At 72.1% G+C, this 23,965-nt stretch carries 22 protein-coding genes; 7 read left to right on the top strand and 15 right to left on the bottom strand.

Going from position 1 to position 23,965, the window contains the following annotated elements:
* The first annotated feature begins 129 nt into the window (after positions 1-129).
* A complete protein-coding gene (locus tag BXA10_RS07955; protein ID WP_076469177.1) occupies positions 130-1,062 on the top strand; it encodes an alpha/beta fold hydrolase in 933 nt (310 codons plus the stop codon).
* 12 nt (positions 1,063-1,074) lie between these two features.
* Here BXA10_RS07955 and BXA10_RS07950 read toward each other — a convergent pair whose 3' ends face one another.
* A complete protein-coding gene (locus BXA10_RS07950; protein ID WP_076469175.1) occupies positions 1,075-1,440 on the bottom strand; it encodes a hypothetical protein in 366 nt (121 codons plus the stop codon).
* Entirely contained in the window at positions 1,437-4,370 is a 2,934-nt protein-coding gene (locus BXA10_RS31385) for an SseB family protein (protein WP_076469323.1), read from the bottom strand. The genes BXA10_RS07950 and BXA10_RS31385 overlap by 4 nt, the downstream gene beginning before the upstream one ends.
* Positions 4,371-4,523: 153 nt before the next feature.
* Here BXA10_RS31385 and mycP point away from each other — a divergent pair, with 153 nt between their 5' ends.
* Positions 4,524-5,867, top strand: coding sequence for a type VII secretion-associated serine protease mycosin (gene mycP, locus BXA10_RS07940; protein WP_342742867.1), 1,344 nt, complete (start codon positions 4,524-4,526; stop codon positions 5,865-5,867).
* Positions 5,868-5,962: 95 nt separating this feature from the next.
* Here the strand turns inward: mycP and BXA10_RS07935 are convergent, their stop codons facing one another.
* Complete coding sequence (locus BXA10_RS07935) at positions 5,963-6,256, bottom strand: WXG100 family type VII secretion target (protein WP_076469173.1); 294 nt, start codon at positions 6,254-6,256, stop codon at positions 5,963-5,965.
* Positions 6,257-6,285: 29 nt separating this feature from the next.
* A complete protein-coding gene (locus tag BXA10_RS07930) occupies positions 6,286-6,606 on the bottom strand; it encodes a WXG100 family type VII secretion target (protein ID WP_076469171.1) in 321 nt (106 codons plus the stop codon).
* 240 nt (positions 6,607-6,846) lie between these two features.
* Here BXA10_RS07930 and eccE point away from each other — a divergent pair, with 240 nt between their 5' ends.
* The 4 genes from eccE to rarD all read left to right on the top strand — a co-directional run bounded on the left by eccE (position 6,847) and on the right by rarD (position 10,716).
* Positions 6,847-8,667, top strand: coding sequence for a type VII secretion protein EccE (eccE, locus tag BXA10_RS07925; RefSeq protein WP_076469169.1), 1,821 nt, complete (start codon positions 6,847-6,849; stop codon positions 8,665-8,667).
* Positions 8,668-8,775: 108 nt separating this feature from the next.
* The gene (locus tag BXA10_RS07920) at positions 8,776-9,162 is read left to right on the top strand and encodes a phage holin family protein (RefSeq protein ID WP_076469320.1); all 387 of its coding nucleotides are present in this window, start codon (positions 8,776-8,778) and stop codon (positions 9,160-9,162) included.
* Between the two features lie 82 nt (positions 9,163-9,244).
* Positions 9,245-9,790 (top strand): GNAT family N-acetyltransferase, encoded by a 546-nt coding sequence (locus BXA10_RS07915; RefSeq protein WP_076469167.1) that lies wholly within the window; start codon positions 9,245-9,247, stop codon positions 9,788-9,790.
* The gene (rarD, locus tag BXA10_RS07910; protein WP_076469165.1) at positions 9,787-10,716 is read left to right on the top strand and encodes an EamA family transporter RarD; all 930 of its coding nucleotides are present in this window, start codon (positions 9,787-9,789) and stop codon (positions 10,714-10,716) included. The genes BXA10_RS07915 and rarD overlap by 4 nt, the downstream gene beginning before the upstream one ends.
* A gap of 88 nt (positions 10,717-10,804) precedes the next feature.
* Here the strand turns inward: rarD and BXA10_RS07905 are convergent, their stop codons facing one another.
* The 3 genes from BXA10_RS07905 to BXA10_RS07895 all read right to left on the bottom strand — a co-directional run bounded on the left by BXA10_RS07905 (position 10,805) and on the right by BXA10_RS07895 (position 12,942).
* Positions 10,805-11,494, bottom strand: a complete 690-nt coding sequence (locus BXA10_RS07905; RefSeq protein ID WP_076469163.1) for an anti-sigma factor family protein — start codon at positions 11,492-11,494, stop codon at positions 10,805-10,807.
* Positions 11,491-12,006, bottom strand: a complete 516-nt coding sequence (locus tag BXA10_RS07900; protein WP_076469317.1) for a sigma-70 family RNA polymerase sigma factor — start codon at positions 12,004-12,006, stop codon at positions 11,491-11,493. Before BXA10_RS07900 ends, BXA10_RS07905 begins: the two co-directional genes overlap by 4 nt.
* A gap of 150 nt (positions 12,007-12,156) precedes the next feature.
* A complete protein-coding gene (locus BXA10_RS07895) occupies positions 12,157-12,942 on the bottom strand; it encodes an IclR family transcriptional regulator (RefSeq protein ID WP_076469161.1) in 786 nt (261 codons plus the stop codon).
* A 154-nt stretch (positions 12,943-13,096) separates the two neighbouring features.
* Between BXA10_RS07895 and BXA10_RS07890 the strand changes: the two genes are divergently transcribed.
* A complete protein-coding gene (locus BXA10_RS07890; protein ID WP_076469159.1) occupies positions 13,097-14,278 on the top strand; it encodes an MFS transporter in 1,182 nt (393 codons plus the stop codon).
* A gap of 145 nt (positions 14,279-14,423) precedes the next feature.
* Here the strand turns inward: BXA10_RS07890 and BXA10_RS07885 are convergent, their stop codons facing one another.
* The 8 genes from BXA10_RS07885 to nuoH form a co-directional block, all read right to left on the bottom strand.
* Positions 14,424-15,497 carry a polyprenyl synthetase family protein gene (locus BXA10_RS07885; RefSeq protein WP_076469157.1) on the bottom strand — a complete coding sequence of 358 codons (1,074 nt, stop codon included), beginning with the start codon at positions 15,495-15,497 and terminating at the stop codon, positions 14,424-14,426.
* A gap of 142 nt (positions 15,498-15,639) precedes the next feature.
* Positions 15,640-17,193 carry an NADH-quinone oxidoreductase subunit NuoN gene (nuoN, locus tag BXA10_RS07880; RefSeq protein WP_076469155.1) on the bottom strand — a complete coding sequence of 518 codons (1,554 nt, stop codon included), beginning with the start codon at positions 17,191-17,193 and terminating at the stop codon, positions 15,640-15,642.
* 118 nt (positions 17,194-17,311) lie between these two features.
* Complete coding sequence (locus BXA10_RS07875) at positions 17,312-18,847, bottom strand: NADH-quinone oxidoreductase subunit M (protein WP_076469153.1); 1,536 nt, start codon at positions 18,845-18,847, stop codon at positions 17,312-17,314.
* Between the two features lie 64 nt (positions 18,848-18,911).
* Positions 18,912-20,870 (bottom strand): NADH-quinone oxidoreductase subunit L, encoded by a 1,959-nt coding sequence (gene nuoL / locus BXA10_RS07870; protein ID WP_076469151.1) that lies wholly within the window; start codon positions 20,868-20,870, stop codon positions 18,912-18,914.
* Positions 20,871-20,881: 11 nt separating this feature from the next.
* Positions 20,882-21,181 carry an NADH-quinone oxidoreductase subunit NuoK gene (nuoK, locus tag BXA10_RS07865; RefSeq protein WP_076469149.1) on the bottom strand — a complete coding sequence of 100 codons (300 nt, stop codon included), beginning with the start codon at positions 21,179-21,181 and terminating at the stop codon, positions 20,882-20,884.
* Complete coding sequence (locus BXA10_RS07860) at positions 21,178-21,948, bottom strand: NADH-quinone oxidoreductase subunit J (protein WP_076469147.1); 771 nt, start codon at positions 21,946-21,948, stop codon at positions 21,178-21,180. Before BXA10_RS07860 ends, nuoK begins: the two co-directional genes overlap by 4 nt.
* A complete protein-coding gene (gene nuoI, locus BXA10_RS07855; protein WP_076469145.1) occupies positions 21,945-22,586 on the bottom strand; it encodes an NADH-quinone oxidoreductase subunit NuoI in 642 nt (213 codons plus the stop codon). The genes BXA10_RS07860 and nuoI overlap by 4 nt, the downstream gene beginning before the upstream one ends.
* A 1-nt stretch (position 22,587) precedes the next feature.
* Positions 22,588-23,940, bottom strand: coding sequence for an NADH-quinone oxidoreductase subunit NuoH (gene nuoH, locus BXA10_RS07850; RefSeq protein ID WP_076469315.1), 1,353 nt, complete (start codon positions 23,938-23,940; stop codon positions 22,588-22,590).
* Positions 23,941-23,965: the final 25 nt, after the last annotated feature.

The raw sequence follows: 23,965 nt of genomic DNA, 5'->3' as shown, positions 1-23,965 counted from the left end.
CGACCGGCTGCGCTGTCACTTCGTCCGGATACAACACCGGTATCCGGACGAACCTCCGCCTTGCCGGGCCGCCACCTGGATCCCGCCTCGGCTCGACATGATCGACAGGACACGGCCTAGGCTGGGCTCATGACCGACCAGTACGGCGGGCCCATCGACGAGTCCTGCGTCCTCACCGAGGGTCCCTGGACACACCGATTCGTCGGCGCGAACGGCAGCCGGTTCCACGTGGTCGAGGCGGGCACCGGGCCGATGGTGCTCTTCCTGCACGGCTTCCCCGAACACTGGTGGGCCTGGCACGAGATGCTCCCGGCCGTCGCCGACGCCGGGTTCCGGGCGGTCGCCGTGGACCTGCGCGGCTACGGTGCCAGCGACAAACCGCCCCGGGGGTACGACGGCTACACGCTCGCCGCCGACACCGCCGGGCTGATCCGGGCCCTGGGTGAGCGTTCCGCCACCTTGGTCGGCACCGGTGCGGGAGGCATGGTCGCCTGGACCGCCGCCTCGTTCCACCCGGCACTGGTACGCCGGCTCGTGGTTCTCGGCGCGCCACACCCGCTGCGGCTGCGCGCCGCCATCTTCGCCGATCCACGCGGGCAGTTCGCCGCCTCCACACCGGCCCTGAAGTTCCAGCTACCCCGCTACGAGCACGTGCTGACCCGCGACGGCGGGGCGCCCGTGGAGGAGCTGCTGCGCCGGTGGGGCGGGCCGCAGTGGGTGGCCGGCCCGGGCTTCGCCGCGTACGCCGAGCGCTACCGGGAGGCGATGCGGATCCCGCAGGCCGCGTTCTGCGCCATGGAGGGCTACCGGTGGGCGTTCCGCTCGGTGCTGCGGCTGCACGGCTACCGCTTCGTCAAGCTGATGCAGCGGCCGCTGGTCACCCCGACCCTGCAACTGCACGGCGCGGCCGACGTCGCCGCTCTGCCGCGTACCGCTCAGGGCTCGGGCCGCTACGTGGTCGCCCCGTACGAGTGGCGGCTCCTCGACGGGGTGGGGCACTTCCCGCACCTGGAGGCACCCGACGTGGTGCTCGGCGAGATCCTGCGCTGGACCAAGTCCTGAAGCGACCGGCGGTCAGATCCGCTGCTCACGCAGGTCGGTCACCTCGGCGGCGGGCGCCCAGCCCTGGTAGACGCCGAACTCGAAGACCTCGAGCCGCATCGCCTGCGCCACCGGCCACCGCCCGCCGGTGTACTCGACCCGCAGCCAGCCGTCGTGTTCGCCGAGCACGATGAACGGCTGCCCCTGCCACCGGCAGGTGGTACGCACGTACGCCAGATCCTCGACCTCGGTCGCCGGGAGCACCCGCACGTACCGGCCGGACCGGACCTCTTCGAAGCCCTCCCCCGCCTCCGGCTGGTAGAGGCGCACGTCGTCGCCATCGGGGCTGGCCTGGTACTCGCGGCCCCGCCAGCGGGCCACGTAGCCGTCCCTGATCACGCCGCATCGACCTCCCGCCAGCGCAGCGCGTCGCTGTCCAGAATCGCGACGACCCGTTCATTGCCGTCCGACCCGACCCGCCAGAGCTGAGCGCCGTGCGGCAGCCGGGCGCTGTCCACCTTGAACTCCGCCACCACGTCACTGCTCTCGCCGGGCGCGAACCCGTTGCCCCGGAACGGCGGCCGCTCGATCACCCAGCCCTCCATGGCACGCATGGCCGCCTCGTTCTGACCGCCGTAGGGGATCCGGTAGAGGCTCGGGCGGTACGCCGGCCAGCGCAGCACGTAGATCTCCTCGGCGTCGCGGGAGAACGGCGACTCGGCGTAGTTGAGCCCTAGCGCGTCGTACAGCTGCGCGGGGGTGTTCAGGTGGGCCAGTTCGTTGGCCCGGTGCACGAAGCCGGACACCCGGTCGTAGCCACGCTCCAGGTAGTAGGCGACCTGGCTGGGAGCGACCGCCTTCTGCATCATGACCGGCCGGGACGGGTCGGCCGGCTTCGGCGTCGTACGTGCTCCGGTGGCCGGCTCGGCCGGCACGGCGGACTCCTCCGAATCCACGTCGTCGCCGAGGCCGACCTCGGCGGCCCAGCTGGCCAGCGCGATGATCTGCTCACCGGGCAACTTCGCCCCGACCGGTGTGCCCGGGTTGACCGCGAACGACCACGCCTCGTTCGGCCAGCGCCGGATGAGCTGGACGAACTTGACCTGGGCGGTCTCCACGTCGCCGCCGACGCGCTCGGCCAGTCGCTCCGGCGAGGTGTACACCACGACGAAGGTCTCCGCGTCCAACTCCTCCGTACGCCACACGAAGCCGGGTTCACCGGGCCGACTACCGGGCGCCGAATCGGCCGCCACCGGCAGGAGCACCCGCGCGAGCAGCAGGGTGGAGAGGAAGGTGTCGGTGCTGCCCGCCCCGGCCGCGCCGAGCAGTTCCTCCTCGACCGCGTTGGCCGGCTGGAACTCGACCGCCGGCTCGTCGACGCCCGTGGTCGGGTCGTCGGCGTCCGCCTCGGACGCTGCGGTGAACGCGGTGGTTGCTTCGCCATCCGGCGCCGAGGCGGTGTCCGTGGCACGTTCCCCGCCCGTCGTCGGCGCGGTGTCTTCGGTTGCCCCAACCGGAGGTGCCGCACCGGCGGCGGCCAGCCGGTCCGAACGTGGCGTCCAGAGGTCCACGGGAGCGTCCTCGACGCGATGGGCCGGGGCCGAGGAGCCGGCGCCGCGCAGGTCGAGCGTCGGGTCGGCCGAGTAGTCGGCCGGCACGTCGCCGAGACGCGGGCTACCGGTCGCCTTCGGGTGCATCCAGGCGCTGCCCGAGCGGGGAGTCCACGGGTCGCCACCCGCCCCCGCACCGACCGAGGGTTGGTGCGGCTCGGCGCGCTGTGCGTCTCGCCGCGTGCTACCGGGCCGGGACGGGGACCAGAGGTCCTCACCACCGGCACCCGGTCGAGGCCCCCGCGAGCCGGCACCGTTCGGGGCGGTGGTGCCCGGAGCCACCCATCCGGTGGCCGGAACGCCGGTCGGGTCCACCGGACCGGTCGGGCCTCTCCCCGGTGGGTCGAGGTCGCGGGATTCGATGATGGTGCCCTCGATGACGATGGGCGTGAAGCCCCGGCGGGGCGCCGGTGGGCCGGAGACCGGCTCCGCCGTGGACGGTGGCAGTTCCTCCACGGGCCTCGGGTCGCCGGGCTCGGAGCGGGGGCGCGGCGGCAGCGGCTGAGTCCGTTCGCCACCCGGGTCGGAGCCGGGCCGGCCGGTCGCGGCAGGCGGTCGGATCGGTGCGCCGAACACACCGAAGGCCCGGGTGGGCTCCTCGGCCTGCGGGTCCGGCCCGCGGGGCGGCAGGGGCTGCGTAGCCTCCGTCCCGGTGGCCGGGGCTCCGGCCGTCCAGTCCGTGTCCTTCGACGGGCGCGGGGGCGGGGTCGTTTCCTGGGCGGCGGCGAAGAAGGCCTGGGTCGCCTCCGCGTCCCTCGGCCCGTCGATCGGGCCGCGTCGGGGAAACGGCTGGTCGCTGCGGCCGAACCGGGAGGGTGGCGCTGCCCGGTCTCCGGGCCGGAGGGGTTCGCGAGGCGCCGACCCGCGCCCCGACGCCGGCTCGAAGAAGGACCGACGCGGTGCCTCGGTGCCGCCGGTCGAGGCGGTCCGCGCGTTGCCCGCCGCTGTCTCGTCGGGTCCGGAACGCGCCGGCGGAGTTCGGCTGCCGAGAGAGGTGGACCAGTCGGCGGCGGGCGGAATGAACGGCGCGGCCCGTCCGCCCGCGCCCTGCTCCCCACCCCTTGAACGGGCCGGATCCGCATCGGCGCCCGGCGCCGACTCGGCCGACCGTCGCGGCAGCGCCACGGGGGCCGGCGGCACCCGACCGGCCGTTGCGGCGGTTTCGGTGCCCACCGCCAGCCCGGCGGCGGGCGCGGCGGCCCGGAACGGGGTTCGCCCCGCCGGGGCGCCGGCGGCCGGTGCCGTCGAGGCGTCCCGACCGGCCTCGGCGGCACGGGCGCGAGCCAGCGACTCGGCCCGTTCGAGCCGCGCCCGGGCGCCGAGGGTACGACCGGGGAGCCGTACCTCGCCGCGGGCGAGCTGGGCGACGTACCACGCGGGCAGGTATCCCTCGACGGGCAGGCCGGGGTTGATGGCCAGCCACCATTCGGGGTTGGGCCATCCGGCGGCGAGGTCCGCGAACGCGGTGCGGCGGCTGGCGCCCGCGTTGTCGCCGAGGCACGACCGCAGGGCGGTGGCGGAGGTGAACGCGAGCACGTGCGTGCGGCCGCCGCTGGTCCAGGTGCCCCACCCCGGCTGGGTCTGGCCGGCCGTCGCCTGCGTCGTCGGAAGGAGGAGATCGGTCCGGGCCAGGATCCGGAAGTAGCGCTCCTGGTCGTTGGCGCGTAACGCGTCCCGCAACGCCGCCTCGGCCTCCGTGGCCGGTTCCCATTCGGTCACGGCCACCTCTCCTCCCGAGAACAGGCCATAGGCATCGCCTACAACCTACAAGGTGGTAACAAGATCACAATGCCAGCCCGCCGGTGGTGCGCGGCGATGCCGCAGAGGCGATAACATCCCGTACCGGAGCCGACACGATGCGGAGGCGACCCGATGTCCCGGTCGATGGGGCGCCCGGCCATGGCGGCACTGGCCGCCGCGCTGCTGGCCGGTGTTCCGGCCGTCGCTCCCGCCCGGCCGGCCGCCGCTTCGAGTCCGGTCCCGCCCGCCGGGGCGACCGATTCGGTGGCCAGGATGCCGGATTCGGCGGCGGCTCAACCGGCTCGGCTTCGCCGCCCGGCCCAGGCGGTACTCCGTCCAGCCGCGGTCACGGAGAGCCGCCGAGCCGCGCCGCGTTGCGCCACACCGCTGGCTCCCGCCGGGACGGTCACCGCCACACCCTGGCCACAGCAGCGGTACGTCCCCGAACGGCTGGCCCCGTTCGCCACCGGGGCGGGGGTGACGGTGGCGGTCGTCGACTCCGGGGTGGATCGGGGGCATCACCAGCTCACCGGCCGGGTGCTCGACGGCACCGACCTGCTCGACGGCGGCGGCGACGGTACCCGTGACTGCGCCGGCCACGGCACCGGCGTGGCGAGCCTCATCGCCGCCGCACCCCGCACCGGCGTGGCGTTCCGCGGCCTGGCGCCGGGTGCCCGGATCCTCCCGGTGCGGGTCAGCGAGCAGCAGGTGGTGGAGGGGCGAGAGTCGGGGCGTACGGTCGGCGCCGGCGAGTTCGCCCGGGCGATCCGATGGGCGGTCGACCACGGCGCGGACGTGCTGAACCTCTCGGTCGTGCTCTACACGGACGATCCGGCCGTACGTGCCGCAATCGACTACGCGCTGAGCCGTGACGTGGTCGTGGTCGCCGCCGCCGGAAACCTTCACGAGGCCGGCGATCCCCGGCCCTACCCGGCGGCCTACGACGGGGTGCTCGGGGTTGGCGCGATCGGAGCGGACGGCTCACGCGCGCCGTTCTCCCAGACCGGGCCGTACGTCGACCTGGTCGCGCCCGGCAGCGACGTGCTGACGGCCGCGCCCGGTCGCGGCCACCACCGGGCCGAGGGCACCAGTTACGCGACCCCGTTCGTCGCCGCGACCGCGGCACTGCTGCGCGAGTACCAGCCCCGGCTGAGCGCCGCTCAGGTGGCCGAGCGGATCGTCGCCAGCGCCGACCCGGCGCCGGACGGCGGATACGGGGCCGGAGTGCTCAACCCGTACCGGGCGGTCACCGAGACCACCGGGGGCCCGGCGGGTGAACCCCGGCCGGTGGCCGCCCTGGCCGACGACCGGACCGACCCGGCACGACAGGCGCAGCAGGCCCGGCGGGACTTTGCCCGGGACCGAGCGCTGGCGGTGGCGGCCGTCCTCGGCGTGGCGGCCGCCGTCGTCGCCCTGCTCGCGTACCTGCTGCCGCGTGGTGCTCGCCGCCGCTGGCGCCCGGCCGACCGCGCCTGAGCGAGCGGTGGCGCGGCCCGGAGCAGGGCCGGCACCACCGTCGATGCGGCGAACCGTTGCGCCGGGAGGGCCCGGGGCACCTCCCGGCGCCGGAGTCACTGGAACAGGCCGACGTTCTTCTTCTCGGTGTCCAGATAGTCGGTGGCGGAATCGTCCACCGCGAGTTTGATGTCGCGCAGCATGGCCTGGAGGTCCTGCGAGGCGGCACGCCAACGGGCCTGCCGCTGCTCGTACGCCTGTTGGGCCTCACCCGTCCAGCCGGACACCAACGGAGCGGCGTCCCGCTCGAGCTGGCCGAGCTGCGAGTCGAGCGTGTTCAACGCCTTCTGGATGTCCGCGCTGGCCTGTTGCAGCGCGGCGAAGTTGACGACGAGTATGCCGTTGTCCATCTAAATCCCTCCCCCTGGATCGGAACCTGTCAGAGCGGCAGCTGGATGCCGCCGCGGTTGGTGCCGGCGATACGGCCGGCGGCCTCGGTGTCCGAGACGTCGTACTGCTGCCCGGCCGTACGGATCGCACCGGCCGTCTCTCGCAGGGCCCGCTGCAACGCGGCCTGATCCTGCGCCCACTGCTGCTTCACCTGCTCGAACGACCGCCCACCGGCGCCTCGCCAGGCCTGCTGCAACACGTCGAGCTCGGCCAGTAGGTTGCTGAGCATCGATTGCAGGGACTGGTCCACCTGCTCGAACCTGGCCGCGGTCTGCTGCATCACCGCGGCTTCCGCCTGGGTCTGGGACACTTTCGGACCTCACCTCGTCTCATCGGCCTCGGCCGGCCATGGGTGCGCACAGAAGCGCACCTCTCGCACCCGGGAGAGTCGCGGACGGCAGGCACGGGGTCAGCGGAATTCGTGGCTGACGGTAGTCGCCCGGTAGCTCTTCTGCTACCCCGCTCGGCTCCCCTGTGGACAACGCGCGCCGATCAGTTCGCTTACCATGTGCCGCAGCGAGGTAGCGGCGAGTGACGGGCGGGAGGGGCGGTGACGACTACCAGCACCGCCGGGCGGCGTCACTCGGGCAGACGGGTGACCGGCCGCTCGCCCTCATCCGCACCCGCGCAGTCGTCGGCGCGGTTCCGCGAGTCGCCGGGTGTCCGGGCCGGCCAGATCGTCGCCGCGCAGGTCGCGATGGCACTGCTCCTCGCCGCACTGGGCCGCGGCGCCGGGCCCCTGGCGGGTGCTCTGCTCATCGCCGCGCTGCTGCTGCCACTGGCCTGGCTGCGGATCCGGGGCCGGTGGCTCTACGAATGGGCGGGCACGGGCCTCGATCACCTCACCCGCCGCAGGGGGCTGCCGGCTCAGGCGGGCCCGCTGGCGCTGCTCGACCTCGTGGATCCGGGTGCCGTCGTCCGCCCCATCGACCTGCTCGGCGGGCGGGCCGCCGCGCTCGACGACACGGCCGGCATGGTGGCGCTGCTGGAGCTCGGCGATCCGGACGAGCTGATCGGAGGTGGACCGCGCACGCTACCCGCGCCCTCCGCGCTGCTGCCACCGCCCACGTCGGACGGTCCGCCGATCCGGATCCAACTGGTGCTCGCGGCGACCCCGGCCCCGGCGGTGGAAGGCGCGGCGGGCACGTCGTACCGGCAGCTGACGGACGGGCGGCTGGCCGGGCGCGAGCGGGCGGTCGTCGCCGTACGGGTGCTGCGGGTCGACGGGTGGTCGGCGGACGAACTGCGGGCCGCCCTCACCGGCGTGGTACGACGGATCGTCCGGCGACTGCGACCACTGGACGTACGTCCGCTCGGCGTGACCCCGGCGCTGCGGGTGCTCGCCGACCTCGCCCACCTCGACGGCACACCGGTGCGCGAACACTGGACGGCGCTGCACGCGGGCGGGCTGCGCCAGGCCACCTTCCGGCTGGACCGGTGGCCGGATCTGGACGGCGACGCCTGTCGACAACTGGTGACCCGGCTGCTCGCCCTGCCGGCCGTCGCCACGACTGTCGCGCTCTGCGCCGGCCCAGGCAATGGTGCCGACGCGACGAACGCAACGATCGTCCGCCTCGCGGCGGGTACGCCCGGGGCGTTGTCGCTGGCCGCGCAGGCCCTGCACCGGCTGCTGGCCGACCTGGGTGGGCAGGTCCACCGGCTGGACGGCACGCACGCCCGCGGGCTGGCCGGCACGCTGCCGTTGGCGCTGGCCGAGCCGGCCCGCCGATCCGCGGCGGCGCCGGAACTGCCGGAACTGCCCCTCGCCGACGCGGGACTGGTGCTCGGCACCAACCGGCAGGGGCAGGCGCTGACCGTCCGGCTCTTCCGGCCGGAGAGCACCCGGGTGCTGCTGGTCGGCGGCGTACGCGCGGCTCAGCTCGTGGTGCTGCGCGCCCTGGCGCTCGGCGCGCAGGCGATGGTGCAGACCAGCCGTCCGCGCGAGTGGGAAGCATTCGTCCGCGGCGTCGGCGCTCCGGGCGGGACGATACCGCTGCTTCCGCCCGGCCGGCCGCTCCCCACCGGGGCAGGCACCCCGCTCCGCCCCGTGCTGCTGGTGACGGAGGGCGGTGCGGTGCCGGCCGATCCGCAGCCCGGCCCACCGTGGCGGTCCACCCTGGTCGTACGCGAAGAGCTGACCGTGGCGGACGTGGACATGCTCAACCGCGCCGACCTGGTGGTGCTCCAACCTCTCGACACCGGCGAGGCCGCCCTGGCCGGCGCGGCGCTGGGGCTCGGCGATTCCGCGCAGTCGCTGACCCGGATGCGCGACGACATGGTGGCCGTCATCAACCGGCGCGCGTTGCGCTGGGCGCAGGTCTCGATCACTCCCGTCGAGGCGCACCTCATCGGCCGTCCATCGCGCGGCTGAGGTGGGCCGGCGACCGGGTCGCCGGGACCACAACCGAGGGACGGCTGCCGACGGATGGTGGACGGGCACGGGTTCCGCCGCTGGTCGACGCGTGGCACCATCGCCGCCATGAGTTTTCTGAAGGGCCTGCTGATCCGGCTGGTCACTACGGCGTTCGCCTTCTGGCTGGCCACTCTGTTCATTCCCGGCATCTCGCTCGACTCGGATTCGGCGGTCACCACGGTCACCACGCTGATCCTGGTGGCGGCGATCTTCGGCGTGGTCAACGCGGTTCTCCAGCCGATCATCAAGACCGTCGGCTGTGGGTTCTACCTGCTGACCCTCGGGCTGATCGCGCTCGTGGTCAACGGCTTGCTCTTCCTGCTCACCAGCTGGATCGCCGGTGAGGCCGGGCTGCCGTTCCACGTCGACGGGTTCTGGCCCTCGGCGGTGCTGGGCGCTCTCTTCGTCGGCATCGTGACCTGGGTGCTGGGCGCCATCCTGGACCGCGACTGATCCAGGTCGGGGCCGCCGGGAGCGGCCAGATTGCGGAAATTGGCAGGTGCCACGACGGGATGGCGGGGGTTAGCGTCCCAGGATGTTCACCCTGGTCCGCGATGACGGTTACCTGCTCAGCACCGATTCCGGTCGACTCGACCTGGATCGGGTGCACCGCTGGCTCAGCACCGACGCGTACTGGGCGCTCGACCGCGACCGCGAGACCGTGGGGCGGGCCTTCGCCGGCTCGATCGGGTTCGGCGTCTACCGTCCGGGCGACGGTCGCCAGGTGGCCGTGGCCCGGGCGGTCACCGACGGGGCCACGTTCGCCTGGCTCTGCGACGTCTACGTGGACCCCGGTGAGCGGGGGCACGGGTTGGGCACCTGGCTGGCCGGCGCGGTCCGGGACCACCTGACCGAGCTCGGCGTACGGCGGATCCTGCTGGCCACGCTGGACGCGCACGGGGTGTACGCGAAGGTCGGCTTCGCACCGGTCGACCCGGACCACTTCATGCAGCTCGACCAGCGCGGCCGGCCGGTGACGCCGGACGGCGCGGCCACGATGACCGCTGTCGGCGACGCGCTGGTGGCCCCGACCACCCGAAAGGAACCCGAAGGCCCGCCACCCCTTACGGTTGAGGCGTGACACCGCTGCGACTGGGTTACCTCTACGGCTTCGGCGCGTACCTGCTCTGGGGTTTCTTCCCGCTCTACCTGAAGCTGCTGCGGCCGACCGGGCCGCTCGAGATCCTGGCGCACCGGATCGTCTGGTCGGTGGCGTTCGTGGCGCTGCTGCTCGCCGCGCTGCGCAACATCGCGTTCCTGCGGGCGCTCGCGCGTCGCCCGCGAGCGCTCGTGGCGATCGGTGTCGCCGCGGCGCTGATCGCGGTCAACTGGGGCACCTACATCTACGGCGTGAACTCCGACCGGGTGGTGGAGACCGCGCTCGGCTACTTCATCAACCCGCTGGTGGTCGTGCTGCTCGGCGTGGCCGTGCTGCGCGAACAGCTCCGCCGGGCGCAGTGGGTGGCACTGGGCGTCGGCGGCGTGGCCGTCGCCGTGTTGACAGTCGACTACGGCCACGTGCCGTACCTCGCGCTCACCCTCGCCCTCAGCTTCGGCGGGTACAGCCTGGTCAAGAAGCAGCTCGGGCTGCCCGCGGCGGAGGGGCTCTTCGTCGAGTCGGCGGTGCTGGCGCTGCCCGCGCTGGGCTACCTCGGCTGGCTCGCCTCGACCGGCGATGTCACCTTCGGCCACGTCTCGGCAGCGCACACCGTGCTGCTGGTGCTGGCCGGCGCGGCCACCGCGATCCCGCTGCTGCTCTTCGCCGGCGCTGCCAACCGACTGCCGCTCACCAGCCTCGGCATGATCCAGTACCTCGCCCCGATCCTTCAGCTGGCCTGCGGTGTGCTGATCTTCCACGAGCCGATGCCGCCGGCCCGGCTGGCCGGTTTCGCGCTGGTCTGGCTCGCGTTGATCGTGTTCACGGCCGACGCGGTGCGCAACGCCCGGCGCACTCGGGCCGCCACTCGTACCAGCGCGCCCACTGCCGCCGCCACCGCCGCCCGCTGAGGACGTACGGCCGCCCGGACGCGTGGCCCTTGCCGACGTCAGGGCCGCCGGGCGGGCACCGCTGACGCGGGACGTCGACGGCCGGCGATCAGCGGACGTCGTAGCCGAGCACCGGGGTGTCGTCAGCGCGTAGCAGCTCCAGCCGTACCAGCTCCGCGCCGGTGAACCGGGTGACGCCGGTGAACCGTACGCTGTCGCCGGGCGCGGCCAGCCAGGACCCGACCTGCTCGGTCGCCCCGTCCGGCCCGCGCGCGACCAGCCGGAAGGTGTACGCCTTGCCGTAGCCGGGACGCGGGTCGTACCCGCAGCGCATGGTCACCTCGGTGCCCCATCCGGTGGTGGTCAGGGCGAGCTCGGCGTGCACCGGCACGCTGCCGGCCACCGGCTGCATGGCCACCATCCGCAGTTCCTCGGCGGGCGGGGCGGCCCGCCGCGGCAGCACGAGGGCCGCGCCGACCCCGACGATCAGGGCCAGCGCCGTCGCCACCAGCGCGGTCAACGCGTACCGCCGCCGGCCGGCCGCCCGCTCGCGGCGTCTACGGTTCCGGGCCTCGTCGAGCAGTGCCGGCAGCGACGGACCCGACGTGGGCTGCAGGAACTGCTCCAGTCCAGCCGGGTCGAGCCGGCCGAGCAGCCCGGGCAGTACGGCGAGTTCGGCGACCGCCCCGCGACACTCGGCGCACCCGGCCAGGTGTCGCTCGTACGCGGCCCGCTCGGCGGGGGCGAGGGCACCCAGCACGTATGCGCCGTCGTCCTGCGTGAACTCGCAGCGGCTCATTCGGTCACCCCCATCTCGGCCAGGACCAACCGTAGTGAGCGCAGCGCGTAGTGGGTGCGCGACTTGATCGTGCCCGGCGGCACCCCCAGCCGTGCCGCCGCCTCCGCCACCGACCGTCCCTGGTAGAAGCACTCGACGAGCACCTCCCGATGGGTCGGGCTGAGCCGGTTCAACGCCTCGGCGACGGTCCACGCCTCCACCGCGCGCTCGGCCTCGTCCACCGCCTCCGGCGGTTCGGGCAGTTCGTCCGTGTAGACCTCCCCGACCCGGGTGCCCCGTCGCCGCCAGGCGTCGATGGCCAGGTTGCGGGCGGTGGTGAAGAGCCAGGCACGGACCGAGCCGCGGCGCGGGTCCAGGGCCTCGGGATGCCGCCAGGCCCGCAGCAGGGTCTCCTGGACCAGGTCCTCGGCGCGCTGCCGATCGCCGTTGACCAGCCGCACGGCGTGCGCGTAGAGCGCCTCCGCATGCTCGTCGTGCAGCGCGCGAAGCAAGTGGGCATCGTGGTCGCTGATGGCGGTCTCCTCGCTCTTGTCGCGAGCACGGCGATGCGTTCGCTTCGAAATACGGGCGGTTGCCCGGAACGGTTCAGCCCGAGGCCGCGCGCCAGGTCGCACCGCGGGGCCCTCTCCCAGCCCGGGGAGGGGGCCTGGTCGGATGCCGGGTCAGTGCTGGTCGGCCGCGATGCTGTCGGCGACCGTCCGGGCCGCGGTGAGCAGCTTCGCCCGGACCATCCGGGCGGAGGTCATCATCTCGTTCGCCGGCAGCGCGCAGGCGAGCACGACCCGCCGTTCCATGTCCTTGTCGGGGCTGACCAGCACTGCGGCGCAGGCCACTCCTTGGCGGAACTGCCCGAGTTCCAGCTGCATGCCGCGCCGGTCGCCGGCGGCGAGATCGGCCTCGAACGTCTCCGAGGTGGTGAGCGTGGCGCTGGTGAACGGACGCATGCCGTACTCGCGTAGGTAGCGGAACCGCTGCTCGGCGGTGAGCGTGGCGAGCAGCGCCTTGCCGAGCGCGGTGGCGTGCGCTCCCTCGTCGAAGCCGGGGACCAGGTCCTCCAGGTACGGGGAGCGGGGCCCCTCGGCGACCGCGGTGACCGCCACCTGACCGCCGACGAACCGGCCGAGGTAATGGCTGTACCCGGTCTCCGTCGCGGCGCGGCGGAGGGTCTCGCCGACCGCCGGCGGCCCGCGGAACGCCGCCACCAGTTCCCGGTAACGGTCGGCGACCTCCAGCCCCACGATGTACGTGCCGTCCTCGCGACGGATGACGTAACCCTCGTACGCCAGTGTGCGGACAAGGTGGTACGTCGTGGCGACGGTCAGCTCGCACCGCCGGGCGATCTGCTTGACGGTCAGTCCTCTGGGCGCACGACCGACCGACTCGAGCACTCGTAGCGCGCGGGAGACGCTGCGGATGAGATCCGAAGGTTCCGCCAGGGGGTCGCGCACAACCACCTCCGCCGCCGGGGACTTACACCATATGAAATTCCGGGCCGCCGCGAAACGCCCGTTCGGGTCGAGGATGCCAGATCGTCATCAACGGCCTGTGTACTCACGGACACGATCCGTGGTCCATGAAGGCCTGGCGTAGGTTTGCCAGACGATGACCGAGACCGCCACCACCCCGCTCACCGGCACCGCTCCGGCCCGCCCTGTCCGGGCCAGCGCGAGTGCCATCGCCGTCACCATCGCCTGTGTCCTGCCTGTCTTCCTGGTCGGCGGTCTCGCCGTACAGCTGGGCGAGGACCTGAACTTCTCCCCGGCCGGGCTCGGCCTCGTGGTCTCCGTGTACTTCGGGGTGGGCGCGCTCGCGTCGGTGCCGTCCGGCGCTCTCGCCGAGCGGTACGGACCGGCGGTGGTCGCCCGCAGCGGCATCCTGCTCTCGGCCGCCTGCCTGCTGGCCGTGGCGGCGCTGGCCCACTCGTACGCGGTCCTGCTTGGGCTGCTGGCGGTCAGCGGTGTCGCCAACGCGCTCGGTCAGCTCGCCAGCAACGTCGCGCTCGCCCGGCACGTCCCGCCCCACCGGCAGGGGCTCTCGTTCGGAGTCAAGCAGGCGGCCATCCCGGTCTCCACACTGCTGGCCGGGGCGGCGGTGCCGACGATCGCGCTCACCGCCGGCTGGCGGTGGGCGTTCGTCGCCGCGGGCGTCGCCGCGCTGGCCGCCCTGGCGGCCGTACCCGCCCGGGAGGGCCGGGCGGCGCGGCGCACGGGCCGTGCACGGGCCGGTCGAGGCACCGGCGCCCTCGTGGTCATCGGGGTCGCCGCGACGCTCGCCGCGGCGGCCGCCAACGCTCTGGGCACCTTCGTGGTCGACTCCGCAGCCGCACGCGGACTGGCGCCGGGACTGGCCGGGCTGACGCTCACGCTCGGCAGCGCGGTCTGCGTCGTCGCCCGGATCGGCTCCGGGTGGCTGGCCGACCGCCGGTCCGGTGGGCACGTCGTCGTCATCGCCGCCATGCTGCTGGTGGGCGCGGGCGGGCTCGGTCTGCTCGCCACGGGCGGCGCAGTGCCGTTGGTGGCGGGCGTCGTGCTCGGCTTCGGGCTCGGCTGGGCCTGGCCCGGGCTGATGAACTTCGCGGTGGTCCGGCTGCACCCGCAGGCACCGGCCGCCGCCACTTCGATCACGCAGACCGGGGTGTACGCGGGCGGCTGCCTCGGCCCGCTCGGCCTCGGTGCGGTGGCCGCCCGGGTCGGCTATTCCGCCATGTGGGGCACGGCCGCGCTGTCGATGCTCGCCGCCGCCGCCCTCATGCTCACCGGCAGCCGCCTCCTCACCCGCCCCTGACCCCGGCGGCCCCAGGTCCGCCGGCGCGGACCCTGTCCGCGGCGTGTACCACCAGGTGATCAAGAGGGTTGCGTCATCATCAGCCCGATCTCTGACGCAATCCTCTTGATCACCGCGCTTGATGGCGGAAGGGAAGGGGTGCGAGTCAGCTGGTGCGGTCGGCTACGAAGTCGCAGAGGGACTCCAGGGCGCGGCGGGCCGGGTTGTCGGGCAGCGGGGCGAGCTTCGAGCGGGCGTCCTCCGCGTAGCTGCGGACGGTCTCCCGAGCCCGCTTCAACGCGGGGCTCTCCCGCAGCAGACCGAGCGCCTCGGCGTGCAGATCGTCGTCGGTCACCGCACCGGCGGAGAGGATCTCGCGCAGCCGGACGGAGGCGGCGTCGGAGTCGTCGCCCGACCGGGCGTACAGCACCGGCAGGGTCGGTACGCCCTCACGCAGGTCGGTGCCGGGGGTCTTACCCGACTGGACCGACTCGGACGCGATGTCGAGCAGGTCGTCGGAGAGCTGGAAGGCGACACCGATCGTCTCGCCGTAGCCGGCCAGCGCCTCGACGTGCTCCGGCGACGCACCGCCGAACAGGCCGCCGAACCGGGCCGAGGTGGCGATCAGCGAACCGGTCTTCCCGGCGATCACCTCGAGGTAGTGCGCGACCGGGTCGTCACCGGAGCGGGGCCCGACGGTCTCGGCGATCTGGCCGTGCACCAGTTGCGAGAAGGTACGCGCCTGCAGGCGTACCGCCTCGGTGCCCAGGTCGGCGGCGACGTCGGCCGCCCGGGCGAAGAGGTAGTCACCGACCAGGATCGCCACCGAGTTGGTCCACCGGGAGTTGGCGCTGGGCGCGCCCCGGCGAACGACCGCCTCGTCCATCACGTCGTCGTGGTAGAGCGTCGCCAGATGGGTGAGCTCCATCACCACCGCAGCCGGTACGACCGTCGCGGCGCACGGGTCACCGAACTGAGCGCCGAGCGCGACCAGCAGCGGCCGGAACCGCTTGCCACCGGCCTCGACCAGATGCCGGGCGGCCTCCGTGACGAACGGGTCGGCGCTGGCGACACTCGCCCGCAGCTCGACCTCGACGGCGTCCAGGACGGCCAGCACGGACTCCTCGAGGCGGGGATCGGCGAGATAGAGGCCGAGCGCCCCGAACTGACCCGCGCCATGCCAGCTCCGGCGGCCGCCGGAGCCGGTGGCACCTGTATCCTCGCCAGCCGGTTTCACCACGCCTCAACCATGCCACACGCGTTCGACCAGCCCCGGACGGGGGATGCGGGCGACGGCGGCAGCGATCGTACTCGCGAGAGACCGTGCGGACACCCGAAGGCCGGCACGCGTTGGCGTACCGGCCTTCGGGCGGAGCGGATCGTCATCTGACGAATTCGGCGGCCCCTGTGGCCAGATCGAGCAGCGGTGCCGGAGCGACACCGAGAACCAGGGTGGCCACCACACCGATCATCAGTGCCGCCGAGGTGAGCCCGCCCGGCACCGCGACGGTCGGCGTGGATTCACCCGGCTCGGAGAGCCACATCATCACCACGACCCGCAGGTACGGGAACGCCAGCACCATGCTGGTCAGCACACCGGCGACCACGAGCCACGCCCGGCCTTCGGCCAACGCCGGCCCGAAGACCGCGAACTTGCTGGTGAAGCCGCTCGTCAGCGGGATACCGGCGAAGGCGAGCAGGATGAACGTGAATACGCTGGCGAAGAACGGCGAGCGGCGCCCCAGCCCGGCCCAGCGGGACAGGTGGGTGGCCTCCCCGTCACCGTCGCGTACCAGGGTCACCACGGCGAACGCGGCGAGCACCGAGAAGCCGTACGCGACCAGGTAGAACATGGTGCCGGAGAGCCCGTCCTTCGACGGCGCGAGCACCCCCACCAGCAGGTAGCCGGCGTTGGCGATCGAGGAGTACGCCAGCAGCCGCTTGATGTCGGTCTGGGTCACCGCGAGCACCGCGCCGACCAGCATGGTCAGCACCGCCACGACCCCGAGCACCGGGGTGAAGTCCCAGCTGGCGCTGGCGAACGCCACGTGGAACACCCGCAGCAGGGCGCCGAACGCGGCGACCTTCGTGCAGGCGGCCATGAACGCGGTGACCGGCGTCGGCGCGCCCTGGTAGACGTCCGGCGTCCAGACGTGGAACGGCGCCGCGGCCGCCTTGAACAGCAGGCCGATGGCGAGCAGCGCCATCCCGGCGAAGAGCAGCACCCGGCTGGCCGGCGACTCGTTCACCGCCGCGTTGATGGTGGCGAAGTCGACCCCGGCCGACCGGCCCGGGATGCCGGAGGTGAAGCCGTAGATCAGCGCGACGCCGAAGAGGAAGAACGCCGAGGCGTACGCGCCGAGCATGAAGTACTTCAGCGCCGCCTCCTGGCTCAGCAGCCGCCGACGACGGGCCAGCGCGCAGAGCAGGTAGAGCGGCAGCGAGAAGACCTCGAGCGCGATGAACATGGTCAGCAGGTCGTTCGCCGCCACGAAGATCAGCATGCCGCCGATGGCGAACGTGGCGAGCGGGTACACCTCGGTGGTACCGCCAGCGCTCTCGGCCTGCCGCCGGTCCTCGGCCGACTCGGCGGTGATCGCGGCGTGCGCGACGAACGCTCCGCCGCGCTCCACCGCGCGCTCACCGGTCAGCAGCAGCGCCATCGCGGCGAGCACCAGGATCGCGCCCTGGAGGAAGAGGGTGGGCCCGTCCACGGCGATCGCCGAGCCGGCCGTGATCAGCCGGTCGTCGGCGTTGAGCACCACCATGGTCAACGCGGCGAGCACCGCGAGCAGCGACACCGACAGCTGCACCAGGTGCCGCCTGTGCCGCGGCACGAACGCCTCGACCAGGACACCGACCAGTGCGGCCCCCAACATGATCAGGATCGGGGCGAGCGCCGCGTAGTCGATCGACGGCAGCTTCAGTTCACTCACTGGGCCAACCTTCCGTTCGCGACTGGGTCGCTGTTTGCTCGCGACTGCGGGGCTCGCTCCGCGCGCTCCGCGTGCCCGTGCCCGGGCTCGCTCACGGTTGCTCGTTCACTCCTCGCGCTCACCGGCTCGCCTCCTGGACGCTGGTGCCCGGTGCCGGGGCGGGATCGGTCTTGCCGATGTCGTTCATGGTCGCCTGCACGGCGGGGTTGATCACATCGGTGACCGGCTTCGGGTAGAAGCCCAGCAGCACGATCAGCGCGACCAGCGGCGCGATCACGACCTTCTCGCGCAGGTTGAGGTCACGCCGCATCCCGTCGATCTCGGTCAACGCCGGGTTGAGGGTGCCCTGCGTGGTGCGCTGCACCATCCACAGCACGTACGCCGCCGCCAGGATGATGCCGAGGGTGGCGATCACCGCGACCGGCTTGTTCACCGTGAACGAGCCGATCAGCACCAGGAACTCGGAGACGAAGGGCGCGGTGCCGGGCAGCGCGAGCGAGGCCAGACCGGCGAAGAAGAGCACGCCGGCCAGCACCGGGACCAGCTTGCCGGCACCACCGAAGTCGCTGATCAGCGCCGAGCCGCGGCGCGCGATCAGCATGCCCACCACCAGGAAGAGCAGACCGGTGGCGAGGCCGTGGTTGACCATGTAGAGCACCGCGCCGGTGCCGGCCTGGGTGGTGAAGGCGAAGATGCCCACGCCGATGAAGCCGAAGTGCGCGATCGAGGTGTAGGACACCAGCCGCTTCAGATCGTTCTGCCCGACCGCGAGGAGCGCGGCGTAGATGATGCCGATCAGCGCGAGCGCGAGCGCCCACGGCGCGAACCACTTGGCCGCGTCCGGGAAGAGCGGCAGGCAGTACCGCAGGATGCCGAAGGTGCCGACCTTGTCGAGCACGCCGACCAGCAGCGCCGCCGCACCGGCCGGCGCAGCGCCACCGGCGTCCGGCAGCCAGGTGTGGAACGGGAAGAACGGCGCCTTGATCGCGAACGCGAGGAAGAAGCCGAGGAAGAGCCAGCGCTCGGTGCCGGTTGAGATGTCCACCTGCGACAGCGCCTGCCAGTCGAAGGTCTTACCGCCGACCACCCAGAGGCCGATCACCGCGGCGAGCATGAACAGGCCGCCGACCAGCGAGTAGAGGAAGAACTTGACGGCTGCGTACTGCCGCTGGTGGCCGCCGTAGCTGCCGATGAGGAAGTACATCGGCACCAGCATGACCTCGAAGAACACGTAGAAGAGGAAGACGTCGGCGGCCGCGAAGACGCCGATCATCGTGCACTCGAGGACGAGCAGCAGCGCGAAGTAGGCCGGTACCGACCGCCGAGAGGAATCAGCGTCGTGCCACGACGCCAGGATCACCAGCGGCACCAGCACGGCGATCAGCATCAGCATGACAAGCGCGATGCCGTCGGCGGCGAACGTGAAGTGGACCCCCCAGTTCGGGATCCACGGGTACGACTCGCGGAACTGGAAGCGGTCACCGTCGATCTTGAAGGCGATCCACATCAGGACCGAGAGCACCAGCACGAGCAGCGACCAGACGAACGCCACCTGCTTGGCCAGCTCCGGCCGCCGCCGCGGCAGGAGAGCCACCACCAGGGCACCCACCAGCGGCGCCACGGTCAGCACCGAGAGGAACGGGAAGTTGGACATTATGCGGCCTTACCTCCGTCGTCACTGCGTGGTCCGCCGGCGGGGGCGGCCGGGAAGAGGTCGATCACGCCAGCCACCCCGCCTGTACGGCCAGGAACGCCGCCACCACCAGCAGCGCGCCGGTCAGGATCGAGGTCGCGTACGACCGGACGAAGCCGGTCTGCAGCCGCCGGAGCCGGCCCGATCCTCCGCCGACGGCGGCGGCGAGGCCGTTGACCAACCCGTCCACGCCCCGGTTGTCGAGGAAGACCAGCGCCCGGGTGAGGAAGATGCCCGGCTTCTCGAAGACCGCCTCGTTGAAGGCGTCCGTGTAGAGGTTGCGGCGGGCGGCGGTGACCAGCACCCCGGCCGGCTGCGGCGCGGTGGCCGTGCCGTTACGGAACAGGGACCAGGCCAGCCCCGCGCCCAGCACGGTCACCACCAGCGAGAGGATGGTGATCACTAGATGCGGCAGGACCGGGTCGTGCTCCGCGTGCTCCCCGCCGAGGCCCGCAGTCGCGGTCAGCCAGTCGGGCACCGAGGTGGAGAGCAGGAAACCCGCGCCGATCGAGCCGATCGCCAGCAGGATCAGCGGAACGGTCATCAGCTTCGGCGACTCGTGCGGGTGTTCGATCTCCTCGGTCCAGCGCTTCGGCCCGTGGAAGGTCAGCACGAAGAGCCGGGTCATGTAGAACGCGGTCAGCCCGGCGCCGACCAGCGCCGCCCCGCCGAAGAGCCAGGCCGTCCAGTCCTCCCGCTCGAAGGCGGCCACGATGATCGGCTCCTTCGAGAAGTAGCCCGACAGCGGCGGGATGCCGATGATGGCCAGCCAGCCCATCATGAACGTGATCCAGGTGATCCTCATGTGCTTGGCCAGCCCGCCGAATCGGCGGATGTCCACCTGGTCGTTCATCCCGTGCATCACGGACCCGGCCCCGAGGAACATGTTGGCCTTGAAGAAACCGTGCGCCAGCAGGTGGATGATGGCCAGCGCGTACGCGCCGCCGCCGAGGCCGACACCGAGGAACATGTAGCCGATCTGGCTCACCGTGGACCAGGCCAGCACCCGCTTGATGTCGTCCTTGGCCGCACCGATGATGCAGCCCAGCAGCAGGGTCAGCGCGCCGACGCTCACCACCACGAGCTGGAGCGTCGTGTTGGCCGAGAAGACCGGGTTGGACCGGGCGATCAGGTAGACACCCGCCGTGACCATGGTGGCCGCGTGGATGAGCGCCGACACCGGGGTCGGGCCCTCCATCGCGTCCGGCAGCCATGCCTGGAGCGGGAACTGGCCGGACTTGCCGGTCGCGCCGAGCAGGAGCAGCAGACCGAGCACGAGCACGGTGCCGCCGGTCAGCGCGCCGACGTTCGAGAAGACCTCGTCGTACTGGGTGGTGCCGAGGGTCGCGAACATGATGAAGATGCCGATCGCCAGGCCGGCGTCACCGACCCGGTTCATCAGGAACGCCTTCTTGCCGGCCGTGGCCGCGCTCGGCCGCCCGTACCAGAAGGAGATCAGCAGGTACGACGCCAGACCGACGCCCTCCCAGCCGAAGTAGAGCATCACGTAGTTGTTGCCGAGCACCAGCAGCAGCATGGCCGCGACGAAGAGGTTGAAGTACGCGAAGAACCGCCGCCGGCCCTCGTCGTGCGCCATGTACTCGACCGCGTAGAGGTGGATCAGGAAACCCACCCCGGTGATCAGCAGTACGAAGACCGCGGCCAGCGGGTCGAAGAGCAGGCCGAAGTCCACGTGCAGGCCGCCGACCGAGATGAAGTCCCAGAGGCTCAGCTCGACGGACTTGTTCTCCAGACCACGCAGCTGGAAGAACGAGGTGAGGCCGAGCACGAACGACGCGCCGATGGCGGTCACCCCGAGCCAGTGCCCCCACCGGTCGGCGCGCCGGCCGAGCAGCAGCAGGATCGCCGCGCTGACCAGCGGGATCGCCACCAGCAGCCAGACGCCGCCGAGCAGGCCGTCCGCCGTCGCGTAGGTGACGGCCCCCGCCGGCTCCGCCGGGGCGTTCGTCAGAATCTCTCCCACCGCAGGCCCCTCTAGTACTTGAGCAGGTTGGCGTCGTCGACGCTCGCCGAGCGCCGGGTCCGGAAGATCGCCATGATGATCGCGAGGCCGACCACGACCTCCGCCGCGGCCACCACCATCACGAAGAACGCCATGATCTGGCCGTTGAGGTCACCGTTGATCCGGCTGAAGGTGACCAGCGTCAGGTTGGCCGCGTTGAGCATCAGCTCGACGCACATGAACAGCACGATCGCGTTGCGGCGGATGAGCACCCCGGCGGCGCCGATGGTGAAGAGGATCGCCGCGAGCACGAGGTAGTAGTCAGGAGTCACTTTTCTGTGCCCTTCAGCGAGGTCTCCTGCGCGGTCAGCTCGCGGACCGGCAGGATGTCCGGCGTGCTCCGCTCGGTGAGTCGGCCGTCCGGCAGCCGGGCGGGCGTGGCGACCGAGCTGGAGGTGGCGAAGACACCCGGGCCGGGCTTCGGGCCGGGGTAGTTGCCGGGCCGGAAGCGGGCCTTCATGGTGGCGATCTGGTCCATCTTGTCCTGCTTGCGCCGCTCGATGTGCGCCAGCACCATCGCGCCGACCGCCGCCGTGATCAGCAGCGCCGAGGTCAACTCGAAGGCGAAGACGTACTTGGTGAAGAGCAGCCGCGCGATGCCCTGGACGTTGCCCTCGGCGTTCGCCTGCGTCAGGCCCGCCGCCGTGGTGCCCTCCAGCGCCCGGTAGATGCCACCGCCGACCAGGCCGGCGAATCCGAGGCCGAGCAGGATCGCGGCGGTCCGCTGCCCGCGCAGCGTCTCGATCAGCGAGTCGGACGCGTCCCGTCCGACCAGCATGAGCACGAACAGGAAGAGCATCATGATCGCGCCGGTGTAGACGATGATCTGCACCATGCCGATGAACGGCCCGGCCTGGAGCACATAGAACACGCCCAGGCAGAGCATGGACAGCACCAGCCAAAGCGCGGAGTGCACCGCGTTGCGGGCGGCCACCGTCCCGATCGCGCCGATCAGCGCGAGCGGGGCGAGGATCCAGAAGGTGACCTCCTCACCGCCGGACACCCCGCCCGCGGCGGCGAGCACCGTCTGCGTGGTCATGCCTTGCCCCCCTTGCCCGCGGCGGCCCGCTGGGCGTGCTGCTCGGCGCCCGGGAAGGTGACACCGGGGTGCTCCTCCACCTGGTACCGGCCCGGGCTGTTGGCCGCGTGCTCAGCGCCGGCCGAGGTACCCGGGTTGGTCAACCCGCCGACGTAGTAGTCCTTCTCGCTGTCGCCGAGCCGCATCGGGTGCGGCGGCTGCTCCATGCCCGGCAGCAGCGGCGCGAGCAACTGCTCCTTCGTGAAGATCAGATCCTGCCGGCTGTCCCGGGCCAGCTCGTACTCGTTGCTCATGGTCAGCGAGCGGGTCGGGCAGGCCTCGATGCAGAGCCCGCAGAAGATGCACCGCGCGTAGTTGATCTGGTAGATGCTGGCGTACCGCTCACCCGGGGAGAAGCGCTGCTCCTCGGTGTTGTCGCCACCCTCCACGTAGATCGCGTCGGCCGGGCAGGCCCAGGCGCACAGCTCACACCCGATGCACTTCTCCAGCCCGTCCGGGTGCCGGTTGAGGATGTGCCGCCCGTGGTAGCGCGGCGCCGAGACCGGCGGCTTGAACGGGTAGTCGGTCGTGACCACCTTCCTGAACATGTGCGAAAAGGTGACCCCGAAGCCCTTGAACGTTCCGGTGATCGCGCCCACGTCACACCTCCCTGGACTCCGAGCCGGCGGTGACGTTGGCCGGCTCCCGCTCGGCGACCACGCGCCTGGTGCGCGGGCTCGGTGGGACCTGAAGGTCCATCGGCGGCAGCGGGAAGCTGCCGTGCGGACGGTTGTTGACCTGCTCCTGGACGGTCTCCTTCGGCTGCGGCTTGCGGCTCGGCCAGAGGAGGGTGAGCAGCAGCAGCGCCCCGGCCGGGACGCCGACCGCGATCAGCTTGCCCTGGGTGTCCCAGTCCTCGATCGACCGCAGGCCGCTGAGCACCAGGATCCAGACCAGGTTGATCGGCAGCAGCACCTTCCAGCCGAACCGCATGAACTGGTCGTAGCGCAGCCGGGGCAGCGTGCCGCGGAGCCACACGAAGACGAAGACCAGGGCGATGACCTTGCCGAAGAACCAGATCATCGGCCACCAACCGGAGTTGGCGCCCTCCCAGAGGGTGATCGGCCAGGGGGCTCGCCAGCCGCCGAGGAAGAGCGTCGTGGTGACCGCGGACATCGTCACCATCGAGACGTACTCGGAGAGCATGAAGAGCGCGAACTTCAGCGAGCTGTACTCGGTCATGAAGCCCGCCACCAGCTCGGACTCCGCCTCGGGCAGGTCGAACGGCGCCCGGTTGGTCTCACCGACGGTGGCGATGAAGAAGATGACGAAGCTCGGCAGCAGCAGGATCGCGTACCAGCCGGGGGCCGGGATCTGGGTGCCGAAGAGGCTGAGCTGGGTGGCGTCACCCTGCTTCGCGACGATCCCGCTGGTGCTCATGGTGCCGGCCGTCATGAAGACCGCCACGATGCTCAGCCCCATCGCGACCTCGTACGAGATCATCTGGGCGCTGGAGCGCAGCCCGCCGAGCAGCGGGTAGGTGGACCCGGAGGCCCAACCGCCGAGCACGATGCCGTAGATGCCCATCGACGAGCAGGCCAGCAGCACCAGCACCGCCACCGAGACGTCGGTGACCTGCAACGGAGTCCAGTGGCCGAAGATGCTCACCATCGGACCGAACGGCACCACCGACAGCGCGGTGACCGCGCAGATCACCGAGATGGTCGGGGCGAAGAAGTAGACGACCTTGTCGGCCGCCCGCGGGAGGATGTCCTCCTTGAAGGCCATCTTCAGCCCGTCGGCCAGGGTCTGCAGCAGGCCCATCGGCCCGACCTGGTTGGGGCCGGGCCGCACCTGCATGTAACCCACCACGCGCCGCTCGAACCAGACGCCGAGCAGGGTGGCCAGGACCGCGAAGACGAAGGCGAAGGCGACCTTGATGAGGACCAGCCACCACGGGTCCTTGCCGAAGTCGGCCAGGGTCGGGTCCTGGGCCAGGTAGACCGCGTTCATCGTGCCCACCTCTCGTTCACGACTG

Origin of the sequence: Micromonospora avicenniae (genome assembly GCF_900156065.1) — a bacterium.
In the GTDB taxonomy this organism is placed as follows: domain Bacteria; phylum Actinomycetota; class Actinomycetes; order Mycobacteriales; family Micromonosporaceae; genus Micromonospora; species Micromonospora avicenniae.
The sequence above is the reverse complement of the archived record's forward strand: the minus strand, read 5'-3'. Positions and strand labels throughout refer to the sequence as shown.